Genomic DNA, 17,220 nt, shown 5'->3' with positions numbered 1-17,220 from the left:
ACCAAGAAATCACCGGCGCCGAGCGGTGGCAAGCTGCGCGTGGAAGCGCGTGGGAAGCGCGCAAGAAGCGCGGGAAGCGCGTGGCCCGCGCGCAGAAAACGCGCCGACTGCGCGCGGGAGGCGCGGCGAGGGTGCGGCGGAGCGCGCAGCAGCCGCGCGGGCCGCGCCGGGCCTGCGTGGCGCGCCGGGCCTTCGCGGCGCGCGTCCGGCCTGCGTGACGCGCGCGTCACGCCGCGAGCAGGATCGGCAGAAAGGTGGCACGCCCAGGGGAAGGGCGGTAGCGTACCCGGCCTGCGAGCGACAAGAACCCGGTCCGGCGCGCGCCGCTCAGCCGGTCAGCCCGGCGCGCACCCAGTTGACAACGGGAGGGCATCATGGTCTGCGTAGTACGCTCCGAGGCTTCGGAAGCGGTTCCGAGAGCGCCACGCGCAAAGGGTTTGCTGGGGTGATCCAGAGGTTGAGAGACTTCTTCTCGTCGTCGGCGCGGCGCATCACGAGGCCCCCGAGCGAGAGCGCGGCCGAGAGCAACCCGGGATGCAGCCTCGTTGTAGAGAATGTCAGCAAGAGCTTCGGGAAGACACAGATACTGAACGACGTGTCGTTCAAGGCGGAGGCCGGCGAGTTCGTCACGCTCCTCGGGCCGTCCGGCTGCGGAAAGACCACGCTGCTCCGCATCATCGCGGGGCTCGATCGCTCCGATCGGGGGCGCATCCTCCTCGCGGGCAGGGCGGTTGACCACCTGCCGGCGAACCGCAGGCCCGTGAACACGGTGTTCCAGAACTACGCCCTGTTCCCGCATCTCACCGTGTTCGAGAACGTGGCCTTCGGCCTGAGGTCGCGCAGCATCCCTGATCCCGAGGTGCGCGAGCGCGTGCGCTCGAGCCTCTCGATGCTCAAGCTCGATGATCTCGCGGAGCGATATCCGCACCAGATCTCGGGCGGCCAGAAGCAGCGAGTCGCGCTCGCGCGCGCGGTCGTCAACGAGCCTGAGGTGCTGCTGCTCGACGAGCCCATGTCGGCCCTCGACGCGAAGCTGCGCGCCGAGGTCCAGCTCGACCTGCGCCGCCTCCAGCGCGCGCTCGGGAAGACGTTCGTGCTCGTCACTCACGATCAGGACGAGGCGATGACCGTCTCGGACCGCATCGTGCTGATGAACAAGGGCCGCATCGAGCAGCAGGGCGCGACGGCCGAGGTCTACGAGCGGCCGCAGAGCCGCTTCGCCGCCGAGTTCTTCGGCGCGGCCAACCTCATCTCGGCGCAGCGCGTCGGCGCCACGCTCGTCTTCACGACGGTGGGCGCGCTCCGGGTCCAGACCACGCCTCAGTGGGAGTTCGGCACGCTCGCGATCCACCCCGAGTGGATCGAGCTCTGCGACAGCGAGCCGCCGGAGAACGGCGTGCGCGGCGTGGTGCGCGAGAGCTTCTACCGCGGCGACCACGTCGAGCTCATCATCGAGCCCGGGCCGCTGCGCGTGCAGCTCAGCCCCCGCTCGATGCTGAAGCCCGGCTCGTCGGTCTGGCTCGCCCTGCCCGCCGAGCGGCTCGAGGTGCTCAGTGACTGAGCCGACGGTCTGGTATGGCCAGCTGACCACGCGGCGGCGGCTGCTCGCGCGAGGCTTCCTGCTCATCGCGGGCGGCGTCTCGTGGCTGTCGGTGTTCCTCCTCCTGCCGAGCCTCGCCCTGCTCGTCGTGTCGTTCGTGAAGCGCGACGCCGACGGCGCGCTGATCTGGGAGCTGACGCTCGAGTCGTTCGCGCGCATCTTCGGCTCCGCGTCGGGCGAGAACGCGCGCATCCTCATCCGGAGCATCATCCTCGCGCTGGTCGCCACGACCGCCTCCGTGCTCCTCGCGTATCCGATGGGCTTCTTCATCGCCCGCGGCTCGCAGCGCCGGCGGTTCTTCTGGCTGGCGCTCGTCTTCGTCCCGCTCTGCACGAACCTCGTCATCCGCACGTTCAGCTGGAAGCTCCTCCTCTCGGCGCAGCTGCCCCCCGCCAAGCTCGCCGCGTGGCTCGGCTGGGTCGACCCCGGCCGCGACATCTACCCCAGCTGGGTCGCGGTCACGCTCGGCCTCGTCGCGGCCTCGCTGCCGTTCGCGGTGGTCCCCCTCTACACGAGCATCGACCGCCTCGACTGGTCGCTCGTCGAGGCGGCGCAGGACCTCTACGCCTCGCGGCTCCGCGTCTTCTTCGCCGCGATCCTGCCCCAGACCCTCCCCGGCCTCAGCGTCGCCGTGATCCTGACGTTCGTCCCTGCGATGAGCGTCTTCGTGGTGAGCGACATGCTCGGCGGCGCGAAGCACTGGCTGATCGGCAACCTGATCCAGCACCAGTTCGGCCCCGGCCGGAACATCCCCTATGGCGCGGCGCTGAGCCTCCTGCTCATCGTCATGACCCTGGGCGGCGTCTCCCTGTATCGCCGCAACGGGCGCTCCGTGGAGCTCCTGTGAACAGCGATCGCGGCCCCTGGCGCGCGCTGACGACGATCGCCGCCTTCCTCGGCTTCGGGCTGCTCTACGTGCCGCTGCTCGCGGTGGCCATGTACTCGTTCAACGCCGCGGAGCGGGGCCTGCTCTGGACGGGCTTCTCGGTGCGCTGGTACATCGATCTCTTCGCCGATCCGGAGACCAGCCGGCGCGCCCGGGAGATCCGCGAGGTGGCCGTGAATACGCTGCTGCTCGGCGGCGCCTCCACGCTCGTCTCGACCGTCCTCGGGACGCTGCTCGCGCTCGGGATGCGCTTTCCATGGACGAGCTCCGTGAGCCGCCTGCTCGAGTCGATCGTGGACATCCCGGCGGTCGCGCCGGACATCACCTTCGCGGCGGTGCTGGTCATGGCGTTCAACCTGCTCCGCCGGCTGGTGGACTGGTTCGACCTGGGCATGACGACGATGATCATCGGCCACGTGACGTTCGAGATCGCGTTCGTCACGCTCATCGTCCGCAGCCGCCTCATATCCATCGGACCGACGCTGAGCGAGGCCGCGATGGATCTCTACGCCTCGTCCTGGATCCACTTCCGGAGGGTCACGCTCCCCCTCCTCTGGCCGGCCATCGTGGGGGGCGCGATGCTCGCATTCACGATGTCGCTCAACGACTTCGTGATCAGCTTCTTCACGTCCGGCCCCCGCTCGGTCACGCTCCCGCTCTTCGTCTATCACTCTCAGGTGCGGGGGATGCGGACGGACCTGTTCGCGATTTCGACGATCCTCGTGTTCGGGGTGATCGTGTTCATCATGGTGCTGGAGCGGCTGACCCGCTGGCGGAACGATTGAGCCGCCGCCGCCCCACGGCCGAGCTCGAGTCGCGCCACCGATGAGGGCGCGCGCCGCCGCGCCGCGCGAGCGCCGGCGCCTCACGAACACTTATGCATGTGGCGGCGGCGCGAGCCGGCGCGCCGCCGCCCGGCGCGGGCGCGGCGGCGCGCGGCGCGCGAGCGAGCCCGAGCTCGGACGCTTGCCTTCCGGCGCGGAAAGCGCGCGCTGTTCCCGGGAGATCCGCGCGCGCGGCGAGCTCCGCGCGCTGGGCTCGACCGCGGCCCGCTCACGCTGTCACGCGGCCCGCGCAGAAGCGCCTACACAGCGGCGGCGACGTGGACGCGGGGGCGTCCGCCGCTTGTGCGAACAGGTTGGATCGGCTCACGGCTTACGGTAAGCTGACCCGGCAATGCGGCTGTTCGTCCGAAGCTCGCCGTGTCTCAGCGTGACTGCTAGGCCACGGCGGACGGCGCCTTGCGCTCCACTACGACCGCTGGGAATCGAGATCGAAAGATGAGCTTTCGTCGTTCCGCACTCCTACTCATACTCGTTTCACTCCTCACATTCTCCGGTCGGCCTGCCTGGGCGGACGATCTGGCCGATGAGGCCGATCTACACTTCAGGATTGCCACGGAGCGTTACGCCAAAGCCGATTACCGGAGCGCCCTGGAGCACTTCCTGGTGTCGAACCGGCTCGTGCCGAACCGCAACGTCATCTTCAACATCGCACGAACGTACGAGGCGCTCGGGGAGTACCCGGACGCGTTCCGCTACTACGTTCAGGCGCTCGAGCAGGAGCCCAACGCGGCGCGCCGGCCCGCCATCGAGGAGGCGCTCGCGCGCATACGGCCGAACGTCGCCGTCATCAAGGTGACGACGGACCCGCCGGGAGCGACGGTGTACATCAACCGCCGTGATCTCGGCGGCCGCGGCAACACGCCCCGCCTCCTCGGCTTCCCGCCGAACACGAAGCACAAGATCATCGTCGATCTCGAGGGGTACGAGCCGGCGGAGGTCGAGAACGTCGAGGCGAAGCTCGGCGAGCAGACGAACGTCGAGGTCAAGCTGAAGCGCATCATCGGGACGGTGCGCGTGGTGGGCGAGACGGCGGGCACGACGGTGCGCGTCAACGACGCGAGCGGCCCGCCGGCGTGCACCGCGCCGTGCGACCTCACGCTGCCCCCGGGCCGGCACCGCCTGTACCTCTCGCAGGAGGGGTATCAGCCGTCGGAGCAGGACGTGAACGTCGCGGCCGCGAGCACGGTGACCGCGCGCTACCGCCTGAACCCGCTCACGGGCAGCCTGGTGGTCAACGCGGACGAGCGCGACGCGCTCGTCGAGGTCGACGGCAAGCCGATGGGCTTCACGCCGGCGGTCCTCAACGTGCAGAGCGGCCAGCGCCGGGTGCGCGTCTCGCTGCGCGGCTTCCGCCCGGTGGAGCAGGTCGCGACGGTCGTGGCGAGCCAGCAGACCCGGATCGACATCTCGCTCCGGCAGCTCGAGGAGGTCGAGGCCGCGTCTCGTTCGACGGAGGCCGTCGAGGACGCCCCCGGCTCGGTCACCATCATCCCCGGGCAGGAGCTGCGCGCGATGGGCTATCCGACCGTCGCCGAGGCGCTCCGGGGCGTGCGCGGCGTCTACACGACGTACGACGGCGTGTACACCTTCGCGGGCATCCGCGGGATCAACCTGCCGGGCGACTTCGGCAACCGCATGCTGACGCTGCTCAACGGCCACTCGATGAACGACAGCTGGGTCAACCTGTCGTACTTCGACTACCTCGCCCGGACGGACCTGGAGGACGTGGAGCGGATCGAGATCGTGAGGGGCCCCGGCTCGGTGCTCTACGGTACGGGCGCGTTCTCCGGCGTCGTCAACATCGTGACCAAGGGCCGCCCGACGGCGAGCAGCGTGGGCTTCGGCGTGGGCACGGCCGACAACTCGCTGATCCGCGGGCGCGCGTCGTTCCAGCTGCCGCTCGGGCGCGACTCGGGCGTCTGGGCGTCCGTCGGGGCCGCGCGGAGCCTCGGGCGGGATTACTTCTTCGATGGTTACCAGGATCACTTCACCTCCAGTTATCCGCGGCCCACGGGACCGGATCCGGACAACCCGCCGGCGGACGACCCGCTCCGTTACAAGTTCGACGGTCACTCCCGGAACAACGACAAGTTCACCGTGGGGACCTTCCAGGGGCGGCTCTGGCTGAAATCGTTCTCGGCGCAGTGGTACCTGAACTCCCGCGACAAGACGGTCCCCAACGGCGTCGCGACGACGCAGCTCGGCGTCGACAAGACGTACTACAAGGACACCCGTGGGTTCCTCGAGCTCTCGCTCTCGCCGCGCTTCGGGGACAAGCTCGCGACGCTGACCCGCGCGAGCATCAACATGTACCAGTTCAGAGACAGGCTCTGGTACTATCCTCCGTTTATCGCGGACGGCCTGTACCAGGTCTATGACAAGGAGGCCTTCGATGATGTCTGGTTGCTCGCCGAGCAGCGGGTCGAGTTCAGCCCGATCCCGCAGCTGAAGATCACCGCGGGCGCCGAGGCGCAGCTGCACTTCCTGGCCGCGCAGCAGGGCGTCGACACGGCCATCGACGGCACCGGTCAGTATGACTTCGTCTACCTCCCGCTGGGCGCCGGCGACGATACGAACGCTCTCGACAAGCACCCTTACCGGATCTTCGCTGCGTATGCGCTCGTCGACATCACGCCGTCGGAGCGGCTCCGCATCTCGGCGGGCTCACGCTTCGACTACTACTCGACGTTGGAGGATGCGACGCCGGTCCCGAGCCCCAGGATCGCGCTCATCGTCAAGCCGTACGAGCAGGGCAACCTGAAGATCACCGGCGGCCGCGCGTTCCGCGCGCCCTCCATCCAGGAGTTGTTCTACGGGTATGCTCTTCCTCCGGCCCCGGGGGAAACAGAGCCGCACGTGACCTACAGGCCCTCGCCGGATCTCCGACCCGAGAACGTCTGGTCGGGCGAGGTCGAGTTCACGCACCGGCTCTCCTCCACGGTCTCGGTGCTCGGCGCGGGGTACGTGAACCACCTGAGCAACCTGATCTTCCAGGAGGGGAGCAACGTTGAAGGCGACCCGACCGACTACAACAACACCGATGTTCCGATCTTGGTCGTCGGTGGCGAGGCCGAGCTGCGCCGCGAGTGGCGCCAGGGGTGGATGGCGTCGCTCTCGTACTCCTATGCGAAGGCGCGGTACCTGGAGGACAGCGGCGTCAACGAGCGGCGCGAAGTCCCGAACTCGCCGGAGCACATGGCGTCGGCCCGCGGCGCGGCCCCGCTCTTCGGCAAGGCGGTCGTCCTGGCGTCGCGCTTGACGGTCGAGGCGCCACGGTTCGACCGCAACATCAGCACGGCCAGCTCGGCTCCCCCCCAGACCAAGACGGAGCCGGCCATGATCTGGGACATCGTCGTCTCCGGGCAGCTGGACGTCGGCAACCTCCGGTACAACGTCGGCGTCTACAACGTCGCCGACTGGCGCTGGACGGCGCCCACGGCCGCGCAGTACACCATCGCGAAGTTCCCGCAGAACGGCCGTACGTTCCTCGCCTCGCTCAACATGAGCCTCTGAGCAGCGCCGGCGCTGGCGGCCGCCAGCGTCGCAGAGCGCCCCTCCCCGTTCGGCGAGGGGCGCTGTCCTTTTGTCCCCCCCCCCGAGCTCGTCAGCGGCCCCGCCGCCACGTGGCACCCACCGTCACGCGGCGCGCTCCCTCCGGCGGCCCCCGCCGTCAGGCGGCGCGCTCCGTCACGCGGCGCGCTCCGTCACGCGGCCTCACGCTCGTCGACGCGTTCCAGCGCAGAAGCGCCTCGATTCATGGACAAACGAAGGCCCCCGGGGCGGGGGGTCGTCGCGCGGGGTGGAGGATGGGCTGATGTTTGAGCCCGAGTGGCGTCCTGTCTCCGTCGTGCCGCGCACGACGGGGACAGGACGCCCCAGGCGAGCTCAGCCCATCCCCCGCCCCGCGCGACGACCCCCCGCTCCGGGGGCCGGGCAGCTCGGGAGGACCTGGAAGCCTACGAGACCCGCAGAAGCCCCGTCACTTGTTGTACGGCCGCTGCGCCGGCTTGGGGCTGAACATCGTACACAGGATGGTGTCGTAGAACTTCCCCTGGAAGAAGTAGTTCTCCCGGAGGTACCCTTCGCGCTGGAAGCCGACCCGCTCCGCGACCCGGAGCGACGGGCCGTGCTCGGGGTCGATGCCCGCCTCGATCGTGTGCAGGTCGAGCTGCTCGAACCCGAACCGCACGACCGCGCGCAGCGCCTCCGTCATGTACCCCTTGCCGCTGGCCGTCTTCGCCTGCTCGTACGTGATCTCGGCGCGGTAGTGCGGCGTCAGGAAGCGGAAGAACCCGGCGGCGCCGATCAGGTGGTCCGACCCCCGGACGCTGATGCCCCATCGCAGCTGCGACCCCTCCTGGTGCGCGCGCTTGAGCATGACGATCATCTTCCTTGTGTCGGCGACCGTCTTGTGGACGGGAGCGCCCCACAGCCTCAACCACTCATCGTCGGAGCAGACGGCGAACAGGGCTTCTGCGTCGGATTCCGTGATCTCGCGCAGGATCAGGCGCTCTGTCTCGAGTCGAGGATGAACGGCGAACGGAAGGGCGAGAGGGCTACTCATCAGGGGCTTCTCCCAGGTATAACGCCCAGCCTATCATCGTTCCGCGGCGCGCCGCGCAGCAATCTGGCGTGTGCGCGATCGGATTGTGTCCGCCGCGCATGCTGACGCGCCGCGTATCGCACGCCGCGCCTCACACGAGGTCGCGCTCCGCCTCACATGAGGAGTGTCCGGGGGAGAGCCAGCGCGCAGCCGGTCACGCAGGGTCAGACAGGCGACCTCACGGCAGGTGCGTGTCCGTCCACGTGGGCAGAGGTGCTTCCGTGAGCCCGCGGTCGCGCATCGCGCCACCATCGATGGTGACGGCGCGATGGCGTTACTGCGACTTCACTTCCGTCCAGACCTCGTCAAACACCTTCGCCGCCTCGCCGAGGTCGCGGTGGTGCTCTAGGCGATCCGCCACCTCCTTCGTCGGATAGATGAGCGTGTTCGTCCGGTCGGCGTCCGGCAGCTTCCCCTGCGCGGCGGCGTTGGGCGTCGCGTACTTCGTGTACATCGACAGCTGCGCGCCGCCCTCCGGCGTGAGCACGTGATTGATGAACTTGTGGGCCAGCTCGGGGTGAGGCGCCTTCGCCGCGATCGTCATCACGTCGACCCAGATGACCGAGCCTTCCTTGGGGATCACGAACGCGAGGCGCTCCTTGTCCTGCTCGATCTGCTTCTGCGCGTCGCCGTTCCAGACGACCGCCATGTCGACGGAGCCCGCCCTGACGTCCTCCATGGCGCCCACGCCGCCCTTGAAGCCGAGGCACTTCGGCTGTTTCTTCACTTCCTTGAGGACGCGCCCGGCCTCCCGGATCTCGTTCGCGTTCGTGGTGTTGCTCGAGTACCCCTTGTACTTGAGCACCGAGCCCAGCATGTCCCGCTGCTCGTCGAGCAGCACGAACGTGCCGGCCAGCTTCTGCGGATCGAGCAGCACCGACCAGGACGGGTCGAGGTTGGGCAGCTTCTTCTTGTTGTAGACGATGCCGACGGTGCCCCACTGGTACGGCACGCCGTGCTTGTTGCCGTCGTCGAACCCGGGCCCGGCGAACCGCGACTCGAGGTTCTTGAGGTTCGGGATCTGCGCGTGATCCAGCGGCCTGACCAGGCCGCGCCGCACCATCCTGGGCAGGATCTGGCTGGCCATGATCACGACGTCGTACTGGCTGTCCGCGCCCGCGTACGCCAGCTTGCTCTCCATCTCCTCGGTGGAGTCGTACCTGGTCAGCCGCACCTGGGCCTTGGTCTGAGCCTCGAACTCCTTGATGATCTTCTCGTCGATGTAGTCTGGGAAGATCAGCAAGTTCAGCTCGCCTACTTCGGCGGGCGCGGCTGGTTTGGCGCCGGCGGCCGGCTCCTGCCCCGGAGGCGGGGACTCCTTCTTGCCGCAAGCCATAAGCGAAAGGACCCCCAGCAGCAGCGAAGCAAGCACCAGGGGTCTACGTCGGTATTGCATTAGTCCGTCCTTTCTCCTTCTTGTTCAAGGCATCTCGCGGTGACGCGGCATGACTGGACGTTCTTCGCACTAGTTGAACAATGATTTGACAGGACCAGTCGAGTGGACGATTCGACGCGCGAGCAACGTGACCACGAAGTGGTGGAACGCGGCTGCCAGCTCGGGCGCCTCGTCGGTGAGCCGCCGCAGCGCCTCCTCCGAGAGCCTGTAGAGCGTGGCCTGGCGGCTCGCGGTCACCGTCGCGGAGCGCTTCTCGCCCATGTAGAGCCCAGACTCACCGACCACGGAGCCCGGCCCCATGGTGCGAAGCCGCTTGATCTTCTTCCCGTCGATCTCGAGCCACGCCGTCAGCTCACCGCTCTCGATAAGGTAGAGATCCTTGGAGACGTCCCCCTGCCGGAACAGGTCGAACCCCGCCGGGGCCTCGACGCGCTCCAGGTAGCCGAGGAAGCGCAGCATATCTTCCCTGCCGTTGAAGACGTCCTGGAGATCGTAGAAGAGCATGGGCGGCGGCAGCATGCTCGGGGGCGCCTCCTGGATGATCTCGTTCTCACACGCCTCCAGGCCGCGGTCCAGATCCGGGTAGATCCGGCACACGTCGTCGTTCTCGATCACGACCTCGCCGCGCTCGAGGTGGTTCCTGATGTCCGCCGGGACCTCGGTGAGGATGAGCCTCACGCCGTTCGCCTTCGCGAGCCGGCGGAGCCGGAGGAAGCTGGCGATGGCCGAGGAGTCGAGCCCGTTCACGTGCCGGAAGTCGAGGAGCAGATACCGAATCTCCGCTTCCGTGCTCTGGATGCGCTGCTGTGCGCTGGTGAGGAGGTTGTACGCCGTACCGAAGAACACATAGCCCTGGAGCTGTAGGATGTACAGCTGCTTGGCGCGCTCCATCAGCGTCATCTCCTCGCCGTCGCTGCGCGCCACGTTGCTGCGGAGGTGCACGCCGGAGATGGCGTTGCGGATGACCTCGATGCGGCTGTAGCTGAGCGCGAACAGGATGAGCGAGACGCCGAGCCCCACGGCGACGCCGAGGAGGAAGCCCCAGACGGCGACGACGAGGAGGATGACCACCACGACGAGGTACTCGGTCCGGCGCAGCCGGAAATAGCCCTCGTACAGCGTGTTGATCAGGAAGTGGAAGCCGAGGTACGCGATGAGCCCCCCGAGCACCGGGCGCGGGTAATAGCTGATCGCGTCGGCGCCGATGATCAGCACGAGCGCGCTGACCGACGCCGCGAAGAGGCCGGCGAGCCGGGTGTTCGCGCCGGTCTTGAAGTTCATCGACGACTCGGGCATCGACATGTACCCGACGACGCACCCGAACATGCTCCCGACGATGTTCGCGACCCCGGTGGCCCTGAGCTCCCGATCGAGGTCGATCTCCTGCTCGGTGGCGAGCTCCACGCCGGACGCGCTCAGGAGCACGGTGATGGCCGCCATGACGGTCACCGCCACCATGTTGCCGCCGCTGTCGAACAGGACGGGCCAGTTCACCTTCTGGAGATCCGAGACCTGGACGGGCGGCCAGAGCCCCTCGCGCGGGAACGGCCCGAGGAGCCACCCCTCCGAGAACGCCTGCGTCACGCTCGAGTTGGCGAGGGTGAGGATGAGGTAGAAGACGCCGGTCGACCCGACGAGCAGGATCGGCAGCAGCAAGAGGTTCGTGTAGCGCCGGAGGAGCGCCACGAGGAGCAGGCCGAACAGGAGGCCGGTGAGGACCTTGTCGAGCGAGCTCGCGAACAGCTCCGGCAGCATCGGCAGCGTGGCCGGCTTGCCGGACATGACCGAGAGCGACCCCTGGACGAGCAGCCAGCCGGCGCCGGCGAGGAAGCCGCCGGCCACCGGGTAGGGGATGAAGCGGACCAGCACCCCGAGGCGGAGGATGCCGAGCAGCAGGAAGAAGCCGCCGGCGACGACCGACGTGAGCGCGATCGCGACGATCACCGTCGGGAACGCGTCGGCGTTCGGGTCGACCTTGTGGACGCCCGCCGCGATGGCCGACGCCATCGAGGCGAAGATGACGGCGGCGTCCTCCTGCGGCGCGGCGATGACGGGGCGGAAGGAGCTGAGCAGGGCGACGATCACCCCGACGATCACGGAGCTGACAAGGAAGATCCCGATCCCCTTCGACAGCCGGTCCGCGAAGTCGTGCGTGAACACGAGCGCCGCCAGCGAGATGTCGAAGGTGACGACCAGCGTCCCCGAGACCGCGGCGGCCAGGGCCGCCTGGACCAGCTTGAGCCGCTTCGCCGACCCGCGCTGCTCCTCACGCACCGGCTCCGCAACGTCCCCTGCTTCCTGCTGTGTCATGCTCTTGAGAGACCTCTCGGACGATGTGGCGAAATCCGCGCCGCGCTAGGCCCGAGGGGGCGCTAGCGTCGACCCGCAGGCGAGCCGAGCATAGCGATTCTGCAGCCGGGCAGGTATGCGGCAGCGAGGGTCGCGACGACGATGTTGGCGGCGTGGCAGGCGGGGGGCGCCGCGGCCCCCCGCCCCGGCTCAAGAGGCGCCCAGCTCACGCTCGATCGCCGCGGCCTGCTCCTGCAGGGCCTCGGCCTCGCCGAGGTGACCGCTCAGCCGGTGCAGCTTCGCGAACTCCGCGAGGAGCCTCGCCTCCTCGCGCCGGTTGCCGATCTGCCGCTCGATGGCGATCGCGCGCGAATAGAGCGTGCGGGCGGCGTCGTACCGGCCCTGGACGGCGTAGGCCATCCCGAGGCTCGCGAGCGTGAGCCCCTCGGCCGGGAGGTTGCCCGCCTCACGCGCGGCGCGCAGCCCTTCCTCCCAGTACGTCCGCGCGTCGTCCGGCTGCTGCATCGCCCAGTGCGTGCGGCCGAGGCCGAGGAAGCCGAGCGACTCCGACGCGCGGTCGCCGAGCTTCTGCGCGTCGGTGAGCACGCGGATGTGCTCCTGCCGGGCCTCCTGGTACCGCCCCCTCGCCTCGAGGACGTCGCGGGCGAACTCGTAGCGCACGACGACGCTCTCGGGCGTCGGCTCCGGCGAGAGCTTGAAGTAGACGCGGTAGAGGCGCGTCGCCTCCTCGTGGGCGTAGCGCGCCGCCGCCTTGCGGGCGCCCGCGAGGAAGTAGCGGCGCGCGTGATCGACCTTGCCCGCGCGGCGCCAGTGCCGGCCGAGCGCCACGAGCTGGTCCTCGAGGTCGTCGCCGTACAGGCTCTCGATCGCCTCGGCGGCGAGCCGGTGGAGCTCCTGCAGGCGCGCGCGCGACTGCATCTCGTAGGCCGCGTTGCGGAGGAGCGCGTTGCTGAACTGGAAGCGCCGCTCCGTCATCTGCGACCAGATGCACTGCGCCTCGCCGATGCGCACGTGCTCCTCGAGCACGGAGGCGTCGGGGAGCATCAGCGCGAGCACGCGCAGGTCGAACTCGCGCCCGAGGACCGCCGCGGCGACGATCGTCTGCTTCACCTTCGCGTCGAGCCGATCGAGCCGCGAGATGAGCAGGCTGTTCACGTTCTTCGGCGGCATGAACGTGTTCGAGATCGAGATGGAGCTCGAGCTCGAGCCGTAGCGCCCGTCCTCGAGCCAGTAGGCGAGGATCTCCTGCGCGAAGAACGGGTTGCCGCCCGCGGTCTCGCAGAGGAGCGTCGCGAGCATGTCCGGCATCGGGCCGCCGAAGAACGGGACCGCGAGCGCGAGCAGCTGCTCGCGCGGCAGCGGCTTCAGCTCGATCACCTTCTCGGAGATCCCCGGGTCGAGCGGGATGCGCACCGGCGTGCCGTCGTCCTTGCGCCGCGTCGTGCAGATGATCGCGATGGGCAGCCCCCGGCACGCGCGCGCGATCACGCGCACCGCCTCGAGCGAGTCCTCGTCGGCCCAGTGCGCGTCCTCGAGGTGCAGGATCACCGGCTGGAGCGACGCCTCGGCGAGGAAGACGAAGGAGAGCGCCGAGAGCGTGCTCGTGTACCGGAGCTTCGGGTGCAGGCGCTCGTACGGCGAGTCCTCCCAGCGGATGCCGATGAGCGCGGCGAACACCGAGCGCGCGCGGTCGAGCTCGCGCTTCAGCGCGCTCTGGCTCTCGGGCAGCCGCTCGAGGAGGTACTCGAACGCGTCGTCGAAGTTCGTGAGCTTCTCTTCCTTGCCGAGCGCGGAGGACTCCCAGAAGTACTCCTTCAGCGCGAACTCGAACGCGTTCAGCGAGCTCTGGAGCGTCTGGTCGCAGCGCGCGTCGATCCACAGGAAGGGCCGGTCGCTCTGGTGCTCCTCGCACCGGTGGCGGAAGCGCTGCACGAGGTAGCTCTTCCCGAGCCCCGGCTCGCCGTCGATGTAGATGATCCCGGCCGGCTTGCCCTCGAAGATCGGCCCGACGTAGCGCGCGAGCTGCTCGATCTCCGCCTCGCGGCCGATGAGGCCGAGGTCGTAGAACTCCTTCTGCACCGAGATGCGGCGGCGCTCGAGCGAGTAGACGAGGATGGGCAGGTCGAAGCCCTTGAACCGGAAGATGTTCTCCGTCGTCCACTGGTAGCTCGTCTCGCCGGCGCGGAAGACCTGCTCGTCGGCCCAGATCGCCGACCAGGGGGCCTTCGCGACGAGGCGCGCGGCGAGGTTCGTCGCGCGGCCGATGCACGCGAACTCGTGCCGCTCGGTGCCGCCGTTGAAGCCGGCGTAGCGGACGTCGCGCGTGATGCCCGCGCGGAGGCGCATCTGCCGGAGGCCGCGCTTCTTCAGCTCGAGGGCGAAGTCGAGCGCGCGATCGTTGTCGTTCTCGTGGGTGATCGGCGCGCCGAAGTGGATCAACGCGGCGATGCCGAGATCGCCCGCGTCGATGCCGGTGAAGGTGCCGCCGTAGAGCTCCGAGAGCTCGTGCAGGAGGCGCGTGAGCTCCGCGAAGCTCGGGATCTGCTCGAACGAGAGGAAGACGCTCGTGACGTTGCGGAACTCGCCCTCCGGCGGCATGTCCGCGACGCCCCTCGCCACGAACGCGGCGCCGTCGCCGCGCGGCGGGTTGCGCGGGACCTGCGGCAGCCGGGGCGCGGGCACGTCGCCGAGCTTGTAGACGCCCTCGCCGTGGTACTTCGCGCTCGCGGGCGGGATGCGATCGCAGAGCGCGCGGTCGAGGAGGATGTCCCCCTTCTGCGCCTGCCGCTCGATCGCGACGCACGCGGCGAGCGCCTGCCCGTGGAAGTGGTAGTACGCGCGCTCCGGGGAGATGCGGACGATGCCCCACTCGACCGAGCCCCACGCGAGCCCCATCCGGAACGAGAACGGGAAGCTGCCGAAGGGCGTGTCGCGCTCGGGGTGCTCGGCGAAGAGGTCGCGCATCGAGAGCGCGGCGCCGAGCACGTACTCCGCGACCTTGCGGTCGGGCGTGTCCTGGAACAGCGCCGTGAACGCGTCGCCCGCGAAGTTCGTGATGAAGCCTCCGGCGTGGTGGACCGCGGCGATGAGCGGGTCGAAGTAGTACCGGAGCGTGCCCGCGAGCGTCTCCGCGCCCGCGCGCCCGTGCTGCATCAGCTTCTCCGTGAGCTCGGTGAAGCCGGGGATGTCGATCATCAGCACCGCCCCCGTGAAGCTGCCCTCGGTGTTGCCGAGAGCGTCTTGCTGGATGATGAAGTCGGGGACGAGCGGGTTCATTTCCTTGCTCCTCAGCAACGGATCCCGCTTGGAATCGGCCTGGGAAGCGCGTCTGCGGGACGCAGAGCCTGGAGTCTACTGCCGGCGGGAACAGATGAATACCGGGATCTTCGATCGATGGCGACGACGACGGTGCCTGCCGATGCGATGCCGGCCTGGCGCCGCGCGGGCGGGCGAGCGTGCGCCCGTTCCGCAGAGCGCAGCACACCGGCGCCTCGCGGGCGGCGACCCGCCGTGGAGAGCCTGGAATACTGCGCCTCCACGTCGGCTGGGACATCCGCCCAGAGCGGTCGCGCGGCGAGGACAGACGGGGAGGCGACGAGGAGGCGTGCGGGGCGCTTTCGGGTCATCGCTCGATTTGAATGTCCAGCGGCCGGGGAGACGGAGCAGCGGGAGGCGGCGCGTCGGGCGCCGGCGTGGGCCGCGCGGCGGGCCGCCCGGAGTAGGGCCGCGGCGCCGGGGCTGCGGGGGGCGGCGGCGTGGGCGCGGCCGGCGAGCTCGTCGGCGCGGCCGCGCGCTTCGTGAGCGTGGCGACCAGGCGAACCGACTGATCCGAGGGGCCCTGGACGATCGAGTACGGCTCGTACCCCTCCTGCCGGACGGTCAGCCGGCGGGGGTTGGCGCGCACCGAGCTGTTCGAGATCGAGAGCTGGAGCGGCGTGGTCCCGAGGGGCTTGCCGTCTTCGAGGACCTCGGCGCCGGAGGGCATGGACTCGACCATCAGCACGAACGTCCCGACGTCGGCGGGCGGCGGCGCCGGGGCGACCTGCGGCTTCTCCGGCTGGGCCGGGACCGGCGGCGGCTCGCTCGGGCGCATCTGCGACATCGCGACCCCGATGCCCGCGACCGCGAGGACCCCCACCGCGACGAGCACGATGCCCTTGCGGCCCTGCGGCGCCGCGTCGGCCGGACGCGAGGCGGCGCCGAGCGACGCGTCGTCCACCGGCGAGGCCGCGCCGCCGGACGACGACGGCGGCGACGGGCTCGCGGGGATCGCCGTCATCACGCGCACGGGCGGCATCGGCGTCGGCATCCTGCCGGTCCCGGTGGAGTCCATGGTGACGAGGCCCGTCGAGCCGAACGCCGGGGACAGGCCCATCGCCTGCGCGCACTCGCCGAGGCCGCGGATGAAGGCCTCCATGTTGGCCGGGCGGCCCTCCGGATCCTTCGACAGGCAGCGCAGCACGAACGCCTCGAGCGGCTCGGGCACGTCGGCCTCGGGGTTGCGCTCGCGCATCCGCGGGACGGGCTGCTGCAGGTGGGCGATCAGGATCTGGACCGAGTTCTGCGCCTCGAACGGGACCTTCCCGCAGAGCATCTGATACACGATCACGCCGAGCGAGTAGACGTCCGTCCGGAGATCGACCTTGCCGTGCGAGATCTGCTCGGGCGACATGAAGCGCGGCGAGCCGAGGAACGAGCCCTGCTGCGTGAGCTCCTCCGAGTCGTCCGCGAGCACCTTGACGAGGCCGAAGTCGAGGATCTTGACGAGCTCCCCGGTGTCCTCGCCGGGGACGAGCATGACGTTCGACGGCTTCAGGTCGCGGTGCACCACCCCGTGCTTGTGCGCCTCGCGCAGCCCGCGCGCGATCTGCCGGGCGACGCCCATCGCGTCGGGCGCCGACAGGCGGCCGGCCTTGCGCAGCCGCCGGAAGAGCGTCTCGCCCTCGAGGAACTCCATGGCCATGAAGTACCGCTCGGGCTCCATGTTCTCGACTCGGCCGTAGTCGAAGACCGTGACGATGTTCGGGTGCTGGAGCCGGGCGAGGATGCTCGCCTCGAGGAAGAAGCGCTTATGAAAGTTGGGGTCGATTTGATTCGATGAGTTCGTCGGCGTCAGGACCTTGATCGCGACCTGGCGCTCGAGGGCGATCTGCTCTCCGCGATAGATGACGCCCATGCCGCCCGTCGCGAGCAGGGAGTGGATCTTGAACTTCTGATTCAAGACCTTTCCCAGCAGCGGGTCGGACTCTCCGCTGGCCGAGGCACCGTCCGAAAGCTTCTCCGCCGTGCTCATGGCCTCTGTCTCTTTCCCCTTCCCATCCCGCTGGCCCCCACTGCTGGCACTCGGGGAAAGCGTACCCCGTGCCCGTCCCGCGCCGCCCTACGTTCGGCTGACGTTCGACCTATGCGCGACTTCCGTTCTGGTTGACGTGCTGGTGTCCGTTCTGGCGCAAATTCTGGGACCTACCTTCGCTGCGGTACCGCCCGCGCTCGTCGGCTTGGCTTCCGGACCGGCTGCGGCACGTTTGAGCTCAGCCTACCGTAAGCTGCGAGCCGATCCAACCCAGCTGCTGAAGATGA

The 17,220-nt window shown here is 69.2% G+C and carries 9 protein-coding genes; 4 read left to right on the top strand and 5 right to left on the bottom strand.

Annotated features, from left to right (window positions below):
• The first annotated feature begins 445 nt into the window (after window positions 1-445).
• From NQZ70_RS52045 to NQZ70_RS52030, 4 genes are all read left to right on the top strand, one after another.
• Window positions 446-1,561 carry an ABC transporter ATP-binding protein gene (locus tag NQZ70_RS52045; RefSeq protein WP_129580871.1) on the top strand — a complete coding sequence of 372 codons (1,116 nt, stop codon included), beginning with the start codon at window positions 446-448 and terminating at the stop codon, window positions 1,559-1,561.
• Window positions 1,554-2,447 (top strand): ABC transporter permease, encoded by an 894-nt coding sequence (locus tag NQZ70_RS52040; RefSeq protein WP_129580870.1) that lies wholly within the window; start codon window positions 1,554-1,556, stop codon window positions 2,445-2,447. The genes NQZ70_RS52045 and NQZ70_RS52040 overlap by 8 nt, the downstream gene beginning before the upstream one ends.
• Entirely contained in the window at window positions 2,444-3,271 is an 828-nt protein-coding gene (locus NQZ70_RS52035) for an ABC transporter permease (protein ID WP_129580869.1), read from the top strand. The genes NQZ70_RS52040 and NQZ70_RS52035 overlap by 4 nt, the downstream gene beginning before the upstream one ends.
• A 663-nt stretch (window positions 3,272-3,934) precedes the next feature.
• Window positions 3,935-6,844 (top strand): TonB-dependent receptor domain-containing protein, encoded by a 2,910-nt coding sequence (locus tag NQZ70_RS52030; protein ID WP_129580868.1) that lies wholly within the window; start codon window positions 3,935-3,937, stop codon window positions 6,842-6,844.
• A gap of 466 nt (window positions 6,845-7,310) precedes the next feature.
• Here NQZ70_RS52030 and NQZ70_RS52025 read toward each other — a convergent pair whose 3' ends face one another.
• The 5 genes from NQZ70_RS52025 to NQZ70_RS52005 all read right to left on the bottom strand — a co-directional run bounded on the left by NQZ70_RS52025 (window position 7,311) and on the right by NQZ70_RS52005 (window position 16,933).
• A complete protein-coding gene (locus NQZ70_RS52025; RefSeq protein ID WP_129580867.1) occupies window positions 7,311-7,895 on the bottom strand; it encodes a GNAT family N-acetyltransferase in 585 nt (194 codons plus the stop codon).
• Window positions 7,896-8,208: 313 nt separating this feature from the next.
• Window positions 8,209-9,177, bottom strand: a complete 969-nt coding sequence (locus NQZ70_RS52020) for a spermidine/putrescine ABC transporter substrate-binding protein (protein WP_237244852.1) — start codon at window positions 9,175-9,177, stop codon at window positions 8,209-8,211.
• 222 nt (window positions 9,178-9,399) lie between these two features.
• Window positions 9,400-11,640, bottom strand: coding sequence for an SLC26A/SulP transporter family protein (locus NQZ70_RS52015; protein ID WP_129580865.1), 2,241 nt, complete (start codon window positions 11,638-11,640; stop codon window positions 9,400-9,402).
• A 189-nt stretch (window positions 11,641-11,829) separates the two neighbouring features.
• Window positions 11,830-14,916, bottom strand: coding sequence for an AAA family ATPase (locus tag NQZ70_RS52010; RefSeq protein WP_020742163.1), 3,087 nt, complete (start codon window positions 14,914-14,916; stop codon window positions 11,830-11,832).
• Window positions 14,917-15,262: 346 nt separating this feature from the next.
• On the bottom strand, window positions 15,263-16,933 hold the full coding sequence (locus tag NQZ70_RS52005) for a serine/threonine-protein kinase (protein WP_272827369.1): 1,671 nt from the start codon (window positions 16,931-16,933) through the stop codon (window positions 15,263-15,265).
• Between the last annotated feature and the right edge of the window lie 287 nt (window positions 16,934-17,220).

The organism is Sorangium sp. So ce836 (genome assembly GCF_028553905.1).
Lineage (GTDB): Bacteria > Myxococcota_A > Polyangia > Polyangiales > Polyangiaceae > Sorangium > Sorangium cellulosum_D.
The sequence above is the reverse complement of the archived record's forward strand: the minus strand, read 5'-3'. Positions and strand labels throughout refer to the sequence as shown.